This window comes from Trichocoleus desertorum ATA4-8-CV12, assembly GCA_019358975.1.
Classification (GTDB): Bacteria; Cyanobacteriota; Cyanobacteriia; order FACHB-46; family FACHB-46; genus Trichocoleus; species Trichocoleus desertorum_A.
Map to the genome: position 1 here is coordinate 13,173 of JAHHIL010000045.1, position 16,439 is coordinate 29,611.

Genomic DNA, 16,439 nt, shown 5'->3' on the forward strand with positions numbered 1-16,439 from the left:
CATGGATGCCGCTGCCACCCTAGCTATCTCTACCCCAACTTCCGTGGACGCACGGGATAGTTTCGCCATGACATTTGCACCATTATCGCTGGATGAGGTGTATCGGTTAGCGGACGATGCCGCCAATGGAGCGATCGTGGTAATGAGCGGCACGGTGCGGAACCAAACCGATGGCAGGCCTGTAGTGGCTCTAGAATACCAGGCCTATGAACCAATGGCGCTGCGGGTTTTTCAACAAATTGCGGCAGAGATTCGCCAACAATGGCCTGAAGTACAACGAGTCGTGATCCATCACCGCACCGGACGCTTAACGATCGGGGAGATTAGCGTGTTAGTGGCTGTCGGCTGCCCTCACCGCTCAGAAGCTTTTACTGCTTGTCAGTACGCGATCGACACTCTCAAACACAACGCCCCCATCTGGAAAAAAGAACATTGGGCGGATGGTTCTACTAGTTGGGTCAGCATTGGTGCTTGTGAACAGTCTTCAGAGAGTTGCTGATCGGGCTGGTTTAATCTTGAACAGGACAAGATCATGGTTGTTGCAGATCTTCGCTTACTCAGCGTTCAGGACTATCACCGCATGGTAGAAGCGGGAGTTTTGGCACCTGATGAACGAGTCGAGTTAATTTCAGGACAGCTTTACACAATGGCAGCGAAGGGAACGGCACACAGCGCCGCAGTCACTCGAATTGAGCGGGTACTTAAGGCTCGTTTGGGAAATCGCGTTCTCCTCCGTTTCCAAGATCCAATTCAACTCAATGACTACTCAGAGCCAGAACCCGATGTCGCTGTGGTCAAAGTTGACCCTCAGGATTATGAAGACCACCATCCCACTCCCAATGAAGTTTATCTCCTGATTGAAGTGGCAGATAGTACGCTGAGGCGCGATCGCGAGTTAAAAGCCCCAGCCTATGCTCAATCTGGCATCCAAGACTACTGGATTTTGGATGTCAACCAGCGTCAGCTTCATGTGTTTCGTTCGCCAACTGCAACAGGTTATGCCAGCGAGATTGTCTTGTCTGAAGCTGATGTGATCTCACCGCTGTCATTTTCCGATTGTCAAATCGCAATTAGAGAGATGTTGCGATCGCCATAAAACATACAAGTAAGAGCACCTGAACCGCGCCAGTCCAAGCACTGGGGAGCTAGCGCGATCACTGAAACCAAGTTCGTAATGACTGAACCGCTGCAATTTCATCCACGAATTACGACTCGCTGTTCTCCAACCAGGGGTTGCTGAAGTTCAGTATTAGGTTCTGGTGTGGCAGTGACCACAAGTAGCCTCCTGAATCTAGACCACTAGTTTGAGAAAGACTTAAATCTCTTTGCCATCAATTGTAGCGATCGCCCTTGCCTCGCCCTTACATTGCCCTTACGGTGTCTTTATTCGGTCGGTTTACTTGCTGCAAAGAGTTGAGCAACCGTTAGATTCAGCTCACCAAACTGGGATGATTGGATTTTGTCGTCACCCTTAAAAGTTGCAACCTCTGTATAGGCATCATCGCTAAGTTCCAATACCAGCAACGTTTCCAACTGAGGGTCTACAATCCAGTATCCGGGAATGCCACGATCTTGGTATTGCATCCGTTTGGCAATATAGTCGCGATCGCGTTGTAATTCCCCAGGACTGACGATTTCAACCACCAACAAGGGAGGAGCCATCTCAAACCGCAGAGTATTGCGCCGCCTCAACTGCTCAACATGCTCTGCTCGAATCACCGTCAAATCGGGATAGCGGTTTCGCGGCTCGCCTCTGACTTCAAGTTCTAGTCCATGCCCTCTGAGGCGGCGATGTCCAACTATGGGCAATAGGATGGCAAATAGAAAGTTGGCAATTTCGACATTAAACCCTGACTCTGGTGGCACCTCAATTAACTCTCCATTAAACAGCTCATACAGCTTCTCTGTGCCATCGTCATAGGCTAGGTACTCTTCAAAGCTCTCAAATCTGGGTTTGGTTGAGATCATGGGGTTGAGCGAGGGTGGGCGATCGCGGCTTGGTTGCTTTCATTCTATGCTTCTCTCTAGTTTGATATCTGGGGCAGCTAGACGAGCAGCAAGTGAGGGCGATCGCTTGAACCGCTTCAGGTACTTTTCAGAATTTTGCTAAGAAATGATTAATGATAGATTAATGAATGCAGATTGATATGAATATACGTTTGTATCAACTTCTATTCATGTCATTTTCCATTTATTCGTAATTCAAGGCAGGATAGCTATGAGTTCTCCCCCGGTAGCTCCTCAAGCTGATTGCGCCCATAAGCTGAAGATTTTGGCCGACTCAACTCGCTTAGCGGTGTTGCAAATGCTGATGCAGCGATCGATGCATGTGGGAGAGATGAATGCGGTATTGGGCCTAGAGCAGAGCTTACTGTCCCATCATTTGAAAGTTTTACGACAAGAAGGCTTGGTGACAGCTACCCGTGATGGCAAAGCCGTGCTTTATCACCTGGCCAGCCCAGCCCAACCAGCAGACACCCGCAGAGCGATCGACTTGGGCTGCTGTTTGCTCTCGTTTGACTAAGCTGTAGTTCTTGATTTTTGGACTCACTCTTACGCTGGGAACAGTTGATGAAAAAACTGCGAACTTTATTACCTTTGTCGATTGGCTTAGCCACTTGTTTCTGGTTGCAGTCTTGTAACTCGTCCCCAAAGGCTGCTAATCAAACTGCTACCTCTGCTCAAAGCAAATTGGTCTTGACTGGGTCAAGTACGGTGGCACCGCTGGCAACTGAGATGGCCAAGCGCTATGAATCGGAACATCCCGGTGTCAGGATTGATGTGCAATCGGGGGGGTCTTCGCGCGGCATAGCCGATGCTCGTCAAGGCGTGGCCGACATTGGCATGGTGTCTAGGGCACTCAAGGAGAACGAGAAAGACTTGCAGGCGTTTGCGATCGCCAAGGATGGAGTTTCGGTGATTCTCAACCAAGCCAATCCGGTGCAGCAGTTGAGCGATCAGCAGATTGTCGAGATCTACACCAAGAAAATTACCAACTGGCAAGCGGTTGGTGGCAAAGATGCGCCGATTACAGTCGTGAATAAGGCAGAAGGGCGATCGACCTTAGAACTCTTTGCTCACTACTTCAAGCTGGAAACCAAGGACATCAAATCTGATGTGGTGATTGGAGATAACGAGCAGGGCATTAAGACAGTGGCAGGAAATCCCCATGCGATCGGCTATGTCTCGATTGGCTCAGCGGAATATGGTGCTACCCATGGCACCCCAATTAAGCTCTTGCCTGTTGAGGGCGTTGCCGCTTCGATCGCCAATGTAGCGAGTGAAAAGTTTCCCATCTCTCGCCCCCTGAATTTAGTGACTAAAACCGCACCCACGGGTCTGCAAAAAGATTTTATTGAATTCGCTCGCTCTCCGGGAGTCCAGAACATTGTTAAACAGCAATACTTCGTCCCAGCGACACAGTGAGACGCTGCTCCTCTGGCTGTTGCGGGGACTGGCGTTAATTTCGGGGGCGATTCTGCTCCTGATTTTGTTCTTTTTAATTTGGGAAGCGATTCCCCTGCTGCAACAGGTAGGTCTATCCCGGTTCTTCACCGATGCGTCCTGGCACCCAGCTAGTAATGAGTTCAACTTAGCGCCAATGTTGGCGGGCACACTCCTGCTGACAGTGGCATCCGTGCTGATCGCTACGCCATTGGGCATCCTTTCGGCGGTGTTTTGCCATTACTATGCACCTCCTGCGATCGCGCAACCCTACCGTCGCCTAATTGAGCTGTTGGCAGGCATTCCCTCGGTGGTCTATGGGTTTTGGGGTTTGGTGGTGCTGGTGCCCTTGATTAACCGGATTCATCCGCCGGGGCCGAGCTTACTCGCCGGAACGCTGATTTTGACCTTAATAATTTTGCCGACGATCGCCTTAGTTGCTGATGCTAGCCTTGCCAGTGTGCCGCCGGAGTATGTCAAAGGAGCCGCAGCGTTAGGCTTGGGACGGTGGGCGATGATTCGGGGTGTGGTGTTGCCCGCCGCTCGTTCCGGTTTGATTACAGGTGCGATTTTAGAAACAGGCCGCGCGATCGGGGAAACAATGGCGGTGTTGATGGTGTGCGGCAATGTGGTGCAGGTGCCTCACAGCTTGTTTGACCCAGTGCGAACCTTAACTGCCAATATTGCCTTAGAAATGGCCTATGCCGTAGACAATCACCGCGCTGCTCTCTTCGTCAGTGGCTTGGTATTGATGGGGTTGATTGCCTTACTGGTGGCGATCGCGGAAGTGCTGAATCGAGGTCAATATGACTGACTTCACTACGTCATCCGTAAGGCGATCAACGTCGAAAGCTGATTCTCCATCTTCTGAATGGTGGGCGATCGCTTTAGTGTGGTCGGTCGTGCTGCTAGTAACAGGAGCTTTGCTCTGGTTGTTGAGCGATATTTTCTGGCATGGAATCGGTCAGGTTTCTTGGGAGTTTCTCACGACTGAGCCGTTGAATGCGGGACGAGAAGGTGGCATTGCTCCAATTCTGGTTTCCACTGGATTGATTATTGGCGTTTGCATGGCAGTCTCTATTCCCCTAGGAGTGGGCACCGCTGTGCTGCTGGCAGAATTTACCTCAACCGAAAGCTGGCTAGGACGCTTGGTCCGCTTAAGCTTAGATGCCTTGGCAGGGGTGCCTTCGATTGTCTTTGGCTTGTTTGGCAACGCCTTCTTCTGCAAAACCTTGGGTTTAGGCTTCTCCATCTTGTCCGGCGGATTAACCCTAGCTTGTATGGTGCTGCCGATCTTAATTCGCTCCACTCAAGAAGGGTTCCGAGCTGTCCCTGATGACTACAGACGCTCCGCTGCTGCCTTAGGACTTTCCCGCACGGCCACGCTCTGGCAACTACTGCTCCCGGCGGCAATGCCTGGGCTGGTCGTGGGATTACTGTTGGGCTTGGGACGAGCGATCGCGGAAACCGCCGCTTTGATCTTTACCAGTGGCTACGTCGATCGGATGCCAGAGTCAGTATTGGATTCTGGCCGCGCCCTCTCCGTTCACATTTTTGACTTAGCCATGAATGTCTCTGGTGGTGAGTCTCACGCCTATGCTTCGGCTTTAGTGTTGGTCACGGTTTTAGTGCTGATTAATGGCACTGTTTCTTGGCTGGCAGAACGGTTTCGCAAGTCTCGCATTTTAGTGGTTTAACCATGATCGATTCCCTCACCCACAGTTGCCCAGCTTCCACCCCAGTACTGCATCCACCCTCTCTGCAAACCGAGCAGTTGAGCCTTTTCTATGGCAGCAAACCTGCATTTCAGAGTGTTTTGCTCACCATTCCACCGGGGAAAATTACGGCGCTAATTGGGCCTTCTGGTTGTGGCAAAACCAGCTTTCTGAGCTGCTTAAATCGTCTGGTAGAACTAACGCCTAAAGTGCGGCGATCGGGACGGGTGCTCCTGGCAGACCAAGACATTCAGGCGATCGAGGTCATCTCTTTGCGTCGTCGAGTTGGCATGTTGTTTCAAAAGCCCAATCCCTTTCCGCTCTCCATCCTGCGGAACATCGAGTTTCCGTTGCGAGAGCATGGCATCAAGCAACGTGATGAAATTGATCACATTGTTGAAACCAGCTTGCAAGGTGTGGGCCTGTGGGATGAGGTGAAAGATCGGCTGCAAACGCCTGCCCTGTCGCTCTCTGGTGGGCAACAACAGCGGCTCTGTCTCGCTAGAGCCTTAGCTCTCCAACCAGAAGTGCTGCTGATGGATGAACCCTGTAGCGCTCTCGATCCACTATCCAGCGAAGTGGTGGAGCAGTTGATCGCTACGCTGCGGGGCAAATATACCTTAGTGGTTGTCACTCATAACTTGGCTCAAGCCAAACGCATCGCCGATCAAGTGGCTCTGTTTTGGGTGCAAGAAGGAGCAGGACGATTGATCGAAGTCGGTCCCACAACCCAAATCTTTGAGGCTCCCCAACAGGCGCTCACGTCGGCTTATGTCACTGGAGTTAGAGGCTGATTTGTTGGACTAAGCTATCCCGCTGGCGGAATGGCAGGGTTTGGGTGACAGCGGCGAGCTAACTCTAGGCAAGTGGCGATCGCAGCATTGGTTTTAATCGCCTGAGCATTGATGTGAGTAGGGCTAGCTTGGTACCCCTCGGCTTGCAGGAGTTGGATCAGGCGATCGCGGGCAGGCGGGTCTATTTTGCCGCGTCGGCCAATTTCGCCTAAACCAAAAAAGTAGGGAGGTAAGTCTGCCTCAGCTTGCATGGTTTGTAGCAGTTGCACTCGTTCGGGCCAATGCCACTCTTGAGCTAACTTTTCCATTCGTTGCAACATCAAGCGATCGTGCAATGACCCCAACCACATTGGGCCGCTAAGGGTTAGAGGCTCTGGTGGAGAGTGGTGGTGGCAAACGGCACGGCTGAGTTGACGCCAAGATACCGTTTCATAGTGACCGCAGTGATGGCAGTACCCCAAAAATCCATAGTGTTTTAGCTCAGAACCCGGATTGGCTAAAACTCGTACCATCACCCGATACACCTGGCCATTAAATAGCGAAAAAACGGGTTGAATACTCAATCCTTTATTATTTGCTTGTTGCAAGGTGCTACCAATTAACATCCGCAATCCTTGTTCGTGCAACGCCGGATGCCAGCGGGCATACGCGCCATATACTTGCAAACTTTTTTCGGGTTCATGGCCTGAACTCGTGCGCCCATCTGTGCTCGTTAAATAGAGCAACCCACCAATTTTTGTTGCCCAAAGACTGGTGCTGAGATAAGGGGCAGGACTGCCAAAACTATCTACATCAACTAAGTCGTAATAATCTTGCCGTTGATAGCAATCAAAAAAGACGCGATTGGCGTCTTGATAAGTGATTTTATAAGAATTTGGCTCTAAATAACTAGATAAATTTTGGCTTAAAGTAGGGCTCACATCCGGGTTAGCGTCATTTGCCCACACCCAGTCTGCTTGGCTTTCCAATACATAGCGGAGAGGTCGGACTCCACAGGCAGTCATGGCATCGAGAACTCGCAGTCTGCCCGTATCAGCTTTATAAATTGCTGCGGCCAATAGTCCTAGATCTCTGCCAATTTGGCTTTGAGGCCGATAAAAAGTATTGCCGATTTGAAAATGGACTTTACCCTCCTGTTGCCAATGGGAATCGCGATTCATTTTTCTTGATTAACTTTAATTAACTAAAAATTGATCCCAAATTAGAAAGTAGTGGTTAAACCTTTAATCCACTTTAGTTTTTGCCATTTGGCGGGAATTCTAAAAATGCGAAGTAGGCTTTTTCTTTCATGAATTCATTGCAGTTTGTAATATTTTTGTGAGTTGAAAGCCCAAATCTTTTAGACTAATTTTCGATTCAATGCGTAATCAAGGACACAATGATGCCAACGCTTCTCTGGCATGACTGGTTGATTTTGCTGTCATTTTTTGCTTGTCTGGCTGGTCTCGGCCTACTAGTTGGCATGCCTCAAGATCAAGACGAAGATTTTGAACAGGCTGAAAGCATGTTGATGCTGATGATCTTTACCTATTGGACTGTGCACTGCGTCGCTTTGGGCGTGCAGAAGTTTGCCTTGCCTGACTGGGACGTGTTGCTTCTAAGCCTGAAGTTCACAGCCATTCTTTCTTACCTACTCACTTTTGCTTGCACGATCAGTTTGCCGCTCAATCGTTTGGCGGTTGTGCTGCGTCAGGTTGAGTAGTGCTAGCCCCGCAAAATAAGTCCTAATCAATTACTTTGCTAAGACTACTACTTTGCTAGGGCTGCTACTTTGCTAAGACTGTAGCGATCGCGCTTTCCAAGACTTCTTGAGTCAAGCTCGTTAAAATAAACACTTCCTGTACTGTCTTGCCTTGTCGGGCAATTACCTTAAAACCGCCGCGAATGGGGACAGAGATCTTGAGCTTAAGTTTTGGGGAGTGCGCTCGTACAGCTCCAATTACACCAGGGGTAATCGTTTGAATCCCCTCTTGCTGAAGCAGTCGTTCCAACAATCGAATTAAGCCCGGAATATGGGTGGAGTGGTTGAGAACAAGCCTGCCGCGAGAGGGGTTAGCCATTGTTTTGCCAGTTTGAAGTGGGCTGCGATCGCTGAGAAGCATCCCTCAGCATAGAGGAAATCGCAGCATCCCAAAAGTTCTGCTCAAGCCGTTTAGGTTAACCTGCTTCTAGAGGAGCCATCGTTAAACCAGCGCGGCTTAGTTGTGTATGGTAAAGTTCCGCCTGCTCTTGTGGCCCTACCCAAACGATTGCTTGACCTTCAAAGTGAATTTGATTGGTCAATTCCCAAGCGCGATCGCTAGTCATAAACGGAATGTACTTTAGCAAACACTCGGTCACGTGCTGAAACGTGTTGAAGTCGTCGTTTAGCACAATGATCTTGTAATTTGGGTAAGTTTGACGGGTAACTTGACCAGCCTTTTCAGGCGCTACCGTAGGCGCGGCGGCTGCAAAATGGGAAGCTGCCGCAAGTACCAGATTCATAGGCCGTTACCGAAAACACTTTTAACAAAACTACGTATTTAATCCTAGTGCAATTCTAACGACTTGAAATCGCTTCGGCCTCTGAGCACCCTTCTATTTCCACTCCTCCCACTTTTCATTGAAGATCGAAGTATCGGGGAAGGCGATCGGGTTGTTGTTCTGGATTAGGCGTTGTTGCAGGCGTTCTAGCTGCGGCTCTGGGCTTGGTAGCTGATCAACCAACTGGTAAGGCGCAATGCCTTGCTCTAAAGCAAAAGCCGCCGTGGTGCCCGCAGCCGCTCCAGAAGACCACTCAAACGAATGCACCCGATAAGCAGCAGCAGCAATGTGACTGGTAGCAATACTCTTACCCGCCACTAGCATGTTGTCAATTTTCTGGGGAATCATGGCTCGCAGGGGGACTTGGAAGGGATAGGCACTACCCGCCCCGCGTCGCTCTCCTTCTCGTTCGGTATTACCGGGGCGCTCAGGAGGATTCTGAGTCATACAGGGGTGAAAGTCGATCGCATAGTGCCCAATCCCAACCGCATCTGGATAAATAGTCGATCGCGTGCGGCGAGTAATTTTGTCCGCAGGCAATTTGCCCCCTACAAATGACGTGGCCTCTAGGCCTGCTAAGGTTGCTTGCAAACCACGATACATCTGAGAGGGTAGCGTTTGGCGGTAGTACTCATCTTTGAAGTAATCCAGGCGAGAAATATCTACCTCCCAAACTGTAAAGCCTTGTGGCTGCCCCCAAGACGGACGACCAATGATGCGGCGACCTTCGCGGATGTAAGGATATTTAGACAAGCCATGAGCCGTCCCCATCGGGGAATCAAATCCTGCTAGGTAACGGTGATTGGGCTGTGGCTGTTTAACTCCTGCTCCGAGTTGGGAATCAGTTGTACCTGCGACTAGCCAGTGGAAGTAACCCTGGGACAGTTCCTCAGCCCTTTGGAGGCTTTGCGCCCGAAGACCCCCCATCCACTCTCCTGGCTGGAGTTGCCCACTGCTAGCTAGTTGCTCGCGGGTGTAAATAAAGTTATCCGTGGCAGTGCCAGGGCGATAATCATTTCCCCAAGTCCAGTTCTGCATGGAAATATCGCCAGGGGTAATGACTCCGGTGTTTAATTGGGTCTTCGCTTCTTGGGAGGCTGGATTCTGATTCCAAATCCGCCGATAGGTAAAGACAAGCGGGAAACTGGCGAGCCGAGTCAATTCATAACTGTAGTACCCGGCGTAGTTGGGGTAGAACGGAGGCTGAGTATGCTGTTGGGGTTGCTCGGTTGCCTGCATGGCAAAAGTATAGGTAAAGCCTTGGGTGCAATAAGGGTCACCTGTGGCGCTAGAGGAAGACGGCTCTAGGTAAGAACGAGGATCGATGCCGAGGCGATAAGGCACATCAGCCAGCCCCACCAGTTCTCCGGTTTCAGTGGCATCAACTACATACCATTGAGGCGTGTTAGTTTGAGCCTGATTGGTTCGAGATTTAGATGGTTTCGGCTGAGCTGGCACAAACCGCACGATCGCTTTTTGAAATTGGGCTGAGTTTTCGTAGCGGTAGGCATCCTCAATTGTTTGGGAAAGTGGCAGCGAGTTGAGCGGGGTAGCTTTAGAGGTAGGACGGTGCTGGATCGCGATCGCCCCTTGAATCTGTTGTCCAGACCCCACACCAGACCCTACAGTACTTGTGTCTAACTCTTTAATGACAGTGGCAGGGAACCACTTCAAAGTCCCTTTCCCGCGCTTCGCTGCCTGTTGCAGCATGTCAAATAAGATTCGGTGCCCATCCTGTGGCAAGAAGCAAGACTCACTCACCCAGCAATCACCAGGGTTGAGATCTCCCTTGTAATGACGCTGAATTCGTTGTCGTAGTTCTAGGTAGCCACGGGAGTAAAACAGCAGCGATCGCTGGGTCTGCCGCTCATCCAGTGCCGAGGTGCCTTGAGCCGAAATTTGTCCTCCGACCCAGTCGGTAATCTCAGTCATGCAGACAGTGCGCCCTGCCAATAAGGCTTCGTAAGCCGTACCTACACCTGCTAAACCACCGCCTGCTACTAACACTTCACAGGAAACTGTCTGGTCTGGCGTTCGGGGTGGTGCCGCGATCGCAGCAGGAGCCAAAAATTCTACGGCGAGGGTGGCACCCATCAAAACTTTGCCTATAGCAGAAAGGTGGCGACGTTGCATCATGAGAAAACTGTAAGGGGGCATGAGGGGGTTAATAATTCGAGCGAGTGATTTCAGTAGTGCCTAACAGGTATCAAGCCATCCTGAGCAGCTTGGCAAATAGCACTCAAATAAATGCTTTAACCAACTGCTTAACCTTGACTACAGGGTAATGCCTTAAGTTTCGGAGTCTGAGTAAAAGGCTTAGGAGTTTTTGAAATGATGCGATCGCCTCGTAAATGGCAAACCTTGCGTTCTCGCATGGTTTTGGATCACCAATGATGCCGAGTGCGGCAAGACACGGTGCTGTTGCCTAGCCAGGAAGTGATTGATGACTATTTCGTCGTGGTTCGGCCTGATGTGGCGCTAGTCCTTGCCCTTACCGCTAACCAAGAAATTGTGTTTGTGCGGCAATATCGTCACGGTATAGGGGAAATCTTACTAGAACTCTCAGCGGGTACTTTTGACCCCAATACTGAAAGCCCAGAGGTTGCTGCCCAGAGAGAACTACAAGAGGAAACAGGCTACAGTGCCCCTCACTTGCTGAAACTGGCAACCCTATATGACAACCCTGTAAAAGATACGAATCGGATTCATTTATTTGTGGCTCAGAATGCTTTTATTTCTGGTGAGCAAAAACTTGATGTGACTGAAGCCATTGAAGTTGTTTTAATTCCGATAGAAAAGGTATCAGAAAAAATCTTGAAAGGAGAAATTTGTGTGTCTGGAACGATCGCAGCTCTGTGTCTGGGGCTGCAATTTCTCAACTTCTCCCAATAAAATTTTTTAGTTTTTATTTCTTTACATACTGGGTTGTTTTTCCTAGAAAGCAGTCTCAGCAATTGTGTCGAAGATGCTGCTACGCGCTCTCGAAAATTCTTCTTTTATAAAATAAGAAGATAAGTTGAAAAATCTTAGAACTCGCCTCTACCGCAGGGGCTATTTTGCCTCTGTCTTCAGGTATACTTGGCAAAATCACAATTCCTTAAGAATTGACTTAGTGCCAAACATGAGCGACTTAAAGTTAGAGCAAGAAATCGAAAGAATGGCTTTGGCTATGATGATCCGCAACACTCAAGTAGGCCGCGATCTCATAGCCAATTTAAAAAGCCAACTGACTCTTATCGAGGTAGCAGGAGTATTGCTCGTTAGTTTTGAGCGTTTAATTGGTTTTGACACTGATGCCTTTTTTTGGGCTGTCGAACATTTAGTCCCCGCTGACGTGATGGCAGAAATTCGCAGAATTACCTCTCCTGCGATCTACCAACGGCTAATCGGCAAGGGGTTCTTGCCCGGTAGAGATATCAGTGTGACAGAGAACGGTCAATTACTCCTGAACGAGCGAGCCAAGACTGTATTAAGCCCTTGTTGTCTGGTATTGATCTAAGCCTTGGTAACCAACTGGTTCTGAGTTTGATTCACTACTACACCAGGTTGCAATCGCTGCGGTTCGCCCAACATCACGATTGAACAAGTGAGTTGTTGGACAATCTGGGTGGTGACATCACTAATAGCCAGTCCAGCTGTAGTTCGACGACGGAGCGATCGCAGCACTACCAAATCGCAGGTTCTAGAAGCTTGCACAATGGCCGCCACGACATTATCACTGGCTACTAGCTGGATTTCAGGTTTGAGCTGCGGTGCCCATTTAGCTACCGACATCGCTAATTGTGATTCAGTCCAAGCCCTTTTGCCAGCGGATGTGTAGCGATTGCTCACGTGGAGCAAAGTTACAGTGGCTTGATTGGCAGAAGCTAACATTTGAGCAAACTGTACCGTTCTGGCTGATGCGGCTCCCAGGTTATCGATAGGCACCAAAATGCGCTGCATGCTGGTGGGAGAGTTTAACAACCGGGTGATAGCTACGGGGCAGTGGGACGACCAAAGCACGCTGTCAAGCACATTCCCAAATAGACGGGCCCGGAATCCAGTCCGCCGACCCCAACCCATGACAATTAAGCTGGCATCTTGCTCTCGGCTGGCCCGACTAATCCCTTGAGCAATGCCATCGTCAATTCGGAGCAATGGTTCTGCCTCTACCCCCAGTTCTTGACTGATGCCTGTAGCATTAGCGAGCAAACTATCGCTACGCTCCATTGCCGAACCGAGAGTTGGGGCATCCATATGGGCATGAGCTGTAGCGATCGCTAAGGGCACAACCCGCCCCGACTCATGCCGAGCTAGCAATGCCGCCATCTCAATCAAATACTGCTCTGTTTTAGGGTTATAAACGGGTACTACTACAGTAAAAGGATGATCTGTTGTGCCAGTCCCCCAATTGACGGGTGTGGCATCAGACTCCAAGGCAGGGTCTGATGTAATCAGCTTAGGAGCAACGCGACTCGTAATTAATGGACCCAAGGTAGCGGTCACCAGCATCAACACAATGACACTGTTGAGCACGCCTTCAGTCAACATCCCAGCCCGATATCCTACCAGTGCAGCCGCCAATGTTGCTCCCACTTGAGGCATTGACATCGACCACATCGTTAGCAATTCGTCCTTGCTGTAGCGGTACATCAGTTTAGCCCCGTACGCTGCTAGGAACTTACTGATGATTAAGCCAGTGACGATCGCTAGAGTTAACCAAATCGAGGAGATACTTTTGATGAAAGCAGGAATATCAATGAGCAGACCCAAGTTAACAAAGAAAATTGGAATAAATAAGACACTACCGACAAATACTACTTTCTCTTTAACTGGGCCTTGACCGACGGCATCATTCACTGCCAAACCTGCCAAGAACGCACCCACAATCTTCTCAACCCCGATCAGTTGTGCCCCTAGAGAAGCCAGGAAAATGGCTAATAAGACGAATAAAAACTGATTGCCTTCGTCATCTCCAGTACGCTTGAAGAATTGCCGACCTGCCCAATCAAACCCAAATAGCACTACAACTGAGTAAATTGCTAGGGAACCGAGCAAGATGGCTAGCTTGGTAGCATTAAAGTCACCCTGATTGATGCCAATACAAATTGCCAGAACTAATAGTGAGCCAACATCGGTAAAAATAGTTGCTCCAATTGTAACCGTGACCGCCTCATTGGACACCACACCTAAGCGGCTGACCATTGGGTAGGCTAGCAAAGTGTGGGAAGCAAACAGCGAACCGATTAAGACCGAAGCGTTCCAGTCAAAGCCAAATAGACGACCCACAGCGGTGCCAAAGATCAGGGGTATCGCAAAGGTCAGGCTACCGAAGCCAATGGAGCGGTATTTTTTGCGCCGGAACTCCTCAATATCGACTTCCAGACCTGACACAAACATCAGATACAACAGCCCAATTTCGGCTAGCAGGCTTATAGTTTCTGAGCCTTTTTGCAGCAAGTGCAAGCCATTTGGCCCTAAAATTACCCCTGCTGCCAGTAGCCCTACCAATCCTGGTATGCGGAACCGCTCTACGAGGATGGGTACAGTCAAAATTACTGTTAAGAGAACCGCAAACGAAACGATGGGTTCCTCAAAAAATTTCAAAATCGATTCCATAGAGCGTCCATTAAAGTGAATGAGTGTCAGCAACTCTCAGGCAGGGTGGCAGAAAACTCTGCTCACATACTGACTTGTCCGCATCATTCAAAACCTTAAGGCTCTAAGGGAAGAAGAAGAAAATACCTATAGATGGATCTGACTCAAAATTACTCGTAGGCGATCGTAATCATCTTTGAGTAACACGCTCAAAGTGCGTCCTGCATTCACTAGCCAGGTGCGATCGGCTTGACGCAGTTGATAAATCTCTCGAATCGCCGCTGCGGTTAAAGCATCCACGGGAGCTCCATTCACTTGCAGCAAAACCCTTAAAAAATCTAGCTTTTCGCTAAAGTGCAGTACTTCTTGGGGTTCGCAGGTGTAAACTGCTTGGTGGATCTGTGGTGGGCGAGGGGGTAGGTGCTGATAAATAGTTTCACTCAGCTGTTGCGTGCCACTCACTCCAGGTTGACAAGGTCGAAACCCAACGATCGCGGCCCGAAATTCTGTCTTGAGCATGGCAAAAATCTGGGGTTGCTGTTCGCGCAAGTCTTGCAACGATAGCCCTAAAGCTCGCGCTCGATGCACTGAATCAATTGGGCTAGTCGTGGCGTGATACACCACTGCATAAACTTGATTTCCCGATTCCTCATCAACAGAGCGCACCCAACTGCCAAAAGCTGGCATAACCGGAAAACTTAAGTCTTCCGGTTCTAAGCACTGCGCCAAAAACTCAGTCGTTGCCGTTTCAATCACTTCCGCGATGTGATTAGGCGGACGATTTTGATGGGCGAATTGAGGGAGGGGCAACCGCATGGATGCTACTTCGCTTTCTTACGACCTGCAGTGGCATCTACTAGCTCTAACTGCGATAAGCGGAACGTGACTAACTTGTCCCAGTTACCTCCTTCAAACAACACAGCTACCTTGCCATCGGTTACGCGCTGCACCAGACCTTGGAAGCCGTAATAGATATCATTGGGGCTGATCACCCGAACTGCTGAACCAGGAAAAATCATAGTATTCAGTAAGTAGGATGGAGTGAAGTTTGCTGCTTTTCTAACTAGCTTAGCCCTAAAATTTTAACCGTTGGCGGTAATTTGCCACCGATTGCACTAAGCCGATCGCAATGAAATTGGTTAGTAGTGCCGATCGCCCGTAACTCATCCAAGGCAGCGGAATTCCTGTTACAGGAGCCAAACCAATGGTCATCCCTACATTCACCACAACTTGAAATACCAGCATGGCAAAGACACCAGCGGCCAATAACGAGCCGAAGTTATCTTTAGCGTTCTGGGCGATAATTACCAGCCGAAGACAGATCAACCAAAAAGCCATCAAGACGAGAAAGCAACCAATAAAGCCTAGTTCTTCACCAATGGCAGAAAAAATAAAGTCAGTATGTTGCTCTGGAATAAAGTTGAGTTGGGTTTGAGTGCCTTTCATGAATCCTCGACCCCACATCTCGCCCGCGCCGATCGCAATTCGAGATTGAATCAAGTGATAGCCACCTCCCAAGGGGTCTTTGTCTGGATCTAAGAACAAGATCAGTCGATCTTTTTGGTAATCCTTGAGCAATCCCCAGAGGACGTGCCCTAGGGCTCCGGAGATCAAGTTAACCGCTACTGCCCCTAGCGCTCCGAGCCTAGGCCAAGGCAAGGTCATCCAGGCGATCGCGCCCACCAGCAAGACCCAAATCACTTCCAGGCCAATCAACCAACTGGAGAAAAAGACATTAAACAGAATGGCTGAAACAATTGGGGAAATCAGCAGCACGAGCCAACCGGGGTTCGCGTTACCCCAATAGAGCATACCAATCGTAATTGCCCCAAACACCAACGACGTTCCCAGGTCTGGCTGCAAAAACACCAAAGCCCAAGGCACTGCTGTCACGGCTAAAGTTTGAACCGCAGCGCTTAGGGTTGAGGCCGTGCGTCCTTGCAACATGGCTGCCAGAGTAATAATCATGCCGAGCTTGGCGAACTCAGAAGGCTGAATATTAAAGCCTCCAATCGTAATCCACCGTTGGGCTCCGAGCGCAGTGGTGCCGATAAACATAACCGCCAGCAAAGAGGCATTGGTGATGCCGTAGATCACCCAACGCCACTGCAATAGGTTTTCATAGCGGCACCTTGAGATTGCTAAGGCCAGCACTAGCCCAATGCTGCCAATTAGCCAGTGTTGCCACCAGTCTGTCCATCCTTGATTTAACTCGGTACTGTAAATCATCACCCCGCCCATGAAGGTCAGACCAATGGGGAGGAAAAATAACCAGCCATCGGTTTCTTGCCACGGTTGAATTAAAGATTTCCAGCGAATTCGGGCTAGCGATTTCTGCAACATGTTCTAGCAAAAGGTCAAGTTTAAGTCGAAGGCTGTTAGTGCG

18 protein-coding genes and 1 pseudogene are annotated in these 16,439 nt (G+C 49.7%); 10 read left to right on the plus strand and 9 right to left on the minus strand.

What is annotated here, in order from left to right; all coding sequences use genetic code 11:
- Position 1: 1 nt before the first annotated feature.
- A complete protein-coding gene (locus KME12_21915; protein MBW4490444.1) occupies positions 2-499 on the plus strand; it encodes a molybdenum cofactor biosynthesis protein MoaE in 498 nt (165 codons plus the stop codon).
- Positions 500-529: 30 nt separating this feature from the next.
- Entirely contained in the window at positions 530-1,096 is a 567-nt protein-coding gene (locus KME12_21920) for a Uma2 family endonuclease (protein MBW4490445.1), read from the plus strand.
- Between the two features lie 287 nt (positions 1,097-1,383).
- On the opposite strand, the gene KME12_21925 is transcribed toward KME12_21920, so the two are convergent.
- Positions 1,384-1,968: a Uma2 family endonuclease gene (locus tag KME12_21925; GenBank protein ID MBW4490446.1), complete on the minus strand. Its 585-nt coding sequence runs from the start codon at positions 1,966-1,968 to the stop codon at positions 1,384-1,386.
- 250 nt (positions 1,969-2,218) lie between these two features.
- On the opposite strand from KME12_21925, the gene KME12_21930 reads away from it, so the two are divergent.
- From KME12_21930 to KME12_21950, 5 genes are read left to right on the plus strand one after another with little or no spacing between them, the layout of a single operon-like run.
- Positions 2,219-2,524: a metalloregulator ArsR/SmtB family transcription factor gene (locus tag KME12_21930; GenBank protein ID MBW4490447.1), complete on the plus strand. Its 306-nt coding sequence runs from the start codon at positions 2,219-2,221 to the stop codon at positions 2,522-2,524.
- A 47-nt stretch (positions 2,525-2,571) separates the two neighbouring features.
- On the plus strand, positions 2,572-3,426 hold the full coding sequence (locus KME12_21935) for a phosphate ABC transporter substrate-binding protein (GenBank protein ID MBW4490448.1): 855 nt from the start codon (positions 2,572-2,574) through the stop codon (positions 3,424-3,426).
- Entirely contained in the window at positions 3,389-4,258 is an 870-nt protein-coding gene (gene pstC / locus KME12_21940) for a phosphate ABC transporter permease subunit PstC (GenBank protein MBW4490449.1), read from the plus strand. Before KME12_21935 ends, pstC begins: the two co-directional genes overlap by 38 nt.
- On the plus strand, positions 4,251-5,141 hold the full coding sequence (pstA, locus tag KME12_21945) for a phosphate ABC transporter permease PstA (protein ID MBW4490450.1): 891 nt from the start codon (positions 4,251-4,253) through the stop codon (positions 5,139-5,141). Before pstC ends, pstA begins: the two co-directional genes overlap by 8 nt.
- Before the next feature lie 2 nt (positions 5,142-5,143).
- Complete coding sequence (locus KME12_21950) at positions 5,144-5,953, plus strand: phosphate ABC transporter ATP-binding protein (GenBank protein MBW4490451.1); 810 nt, start codon at positions 5,144-5,146, stop codon at positions 5,951-5,953.
- 14 nt (positions 5,954-5,967) lie between these two features.
- Here KME12_21950 and KME12_21955 read toward each other — a convergent pair whose 3' ends face one another.
- A complete protein-coding gene (locus tag KME12_21955) occupies positions 5,968-7,113 on the minus strand; it encodes a tRNA (guanine-N1)-methyltransferase (GenBank protein MBW4490452.1) in 1,146 nt (381 codons plus the stop codon).
- A 221-nt stretch (positions 7,114-7,334) separates the two neighbouring features.
- Here KME12_21955 and KME12_21960 point away from each other — a divergent pair, with 221 nt between their 5' ends.
- The gene (locus tag KME12_21960; protein ID MBW4490453.1) at positions 7,335-7,655 is read left to right on the plus strand and encodes a hypothetical protein; all 321 of its coding nucleotides are present in this window, start codon (positions 7,335-7,337) and stop codon (positions 7,653-7,655) included.
- Between the two features lie 64 nt (positions 7,656-7,719).
- Here KME12_21960 and KME12_21965 read toward each other — a convergent pair whose 3' ends face one another.
- The 3 genes from KME12_21965 to KME12_21975 form a co-directional block, all read right to left on the minus strand.
- Complete coding sequence (locus tag KME12_21965) at positions 7,720-8,013, minus strand: DUF2103 domain-containing protein (GenBank protein ID MBW4490454.1); 294 nt, start codon at positions 8,011-8,013, stop codon at positions 7,720-7,722.
- A gap of 97 nt (positions 8,014-8,110) precedes the next feature.
- The gene (clpS, locus tag KME12_21970) at positions 8,111-8,437 is read right to left on the minus strand and encodes an ATP-dependent Clp protease adapter ClpS (GenBank protein ID MBW4490455.1); all 327 of its coding nucleotides are present in this window, start codon (positions 8,435-8,437) and stop codon (positions 8,111-8,113) included.
- Between the two features lie 93 nt (positions 8,438-8,530).
- Complete coding sequence (locus KME12_21975) at positions 8,531-10,570, minus strand: FAD-dependent oxidoreductase (protein MBW4490456.1); 2,040 nt, start codon at positions 10,568-10,570, stop codon at positions 8,531-8,533.
- A gap of 240 nt (positions 10,571-10,810) precedes the next feature.
- Between KME12_21975 and KME12_21980 the strand changes: the two are divergent.
- Together KME12_21980 and KME12_21985 are read left to right on the plus strand one after the other, a co-directional pair.
- Positions 10,811-11,368: pseudogene (locus KME12_21980) on the plus strand (NUDIX hydrolase).
- A 220-nt stretch (positions 11,369-11,588) separates the two neighbouring features.
- Positions 11,589-11,975, plus strand: coding sequence for a hypothetical protein (locus tag KME12_21985; GenBank protein MBW4490457.1), 387 nt, complete (start codon positions 11,589-11,591; stop codon positions 11,973-11,975).
- Here the strand turns inward: KME12_21985 and KME12_21990 are convergent.
- The 4 genes from KME12_21990 to rodA form a co-directional block, all read right to left on the minus strand.
- Positions 11,972-14,074 carry a cation:proton antiporter gene (locus KME12_21990; GenBank protein ID MBW4490458.1) on the minus strand — a complete coding sequence of 701 codons (2,103 nt, stop codon included), beginning with the start codon at positions 14,072-14,074 and terminating at the stop codon, positions 11,972-11,974. The genes KME12_21985 and KME12_21990 overlap by 4 nt on opposite strands.
- A 126-nt stretch (positions 14,075-14,200) precedes the next feature.
- Positions 14,201-14,869 carry a hypothetical protein gene (locus tag KME12_21995; protein MBW4490459.1) on the minus strand — a complete coding sequence of 223 codons (669 nt, stop codon included), beginning with the start codon at positions 14,867-14,869 and terminating at the stop codon, positions 14,201-14,203.
- A gap of 5 nt (positions 14,870-14,874) precedes the next feature.
- Entirely contained in the window at positions 14,875-15,072 is a 198-nt protein-coding gene (locus KME12_22000; GenBank protein MBW4490460.1) for a DUF3252 domain-containing protein, read from the minus strand.
- Positions 15,073-15,127: 55 nt separating this feature from the next.
- The gene (gene rodA, locus KME12_22005; GenBank protein ID MBW4490461.1) at positions 15,128-16,396 is read right to left on the minus strand and encodes a rod shape-determining protein RodA; all 1,269 of its coding nucleotides are present in this window, start codon (positions 16,394-16,396) and stop codon (positions 15,128-15,130) included.
- Positions 16,397-16,439: the final 43 nt, after the last annotated feature.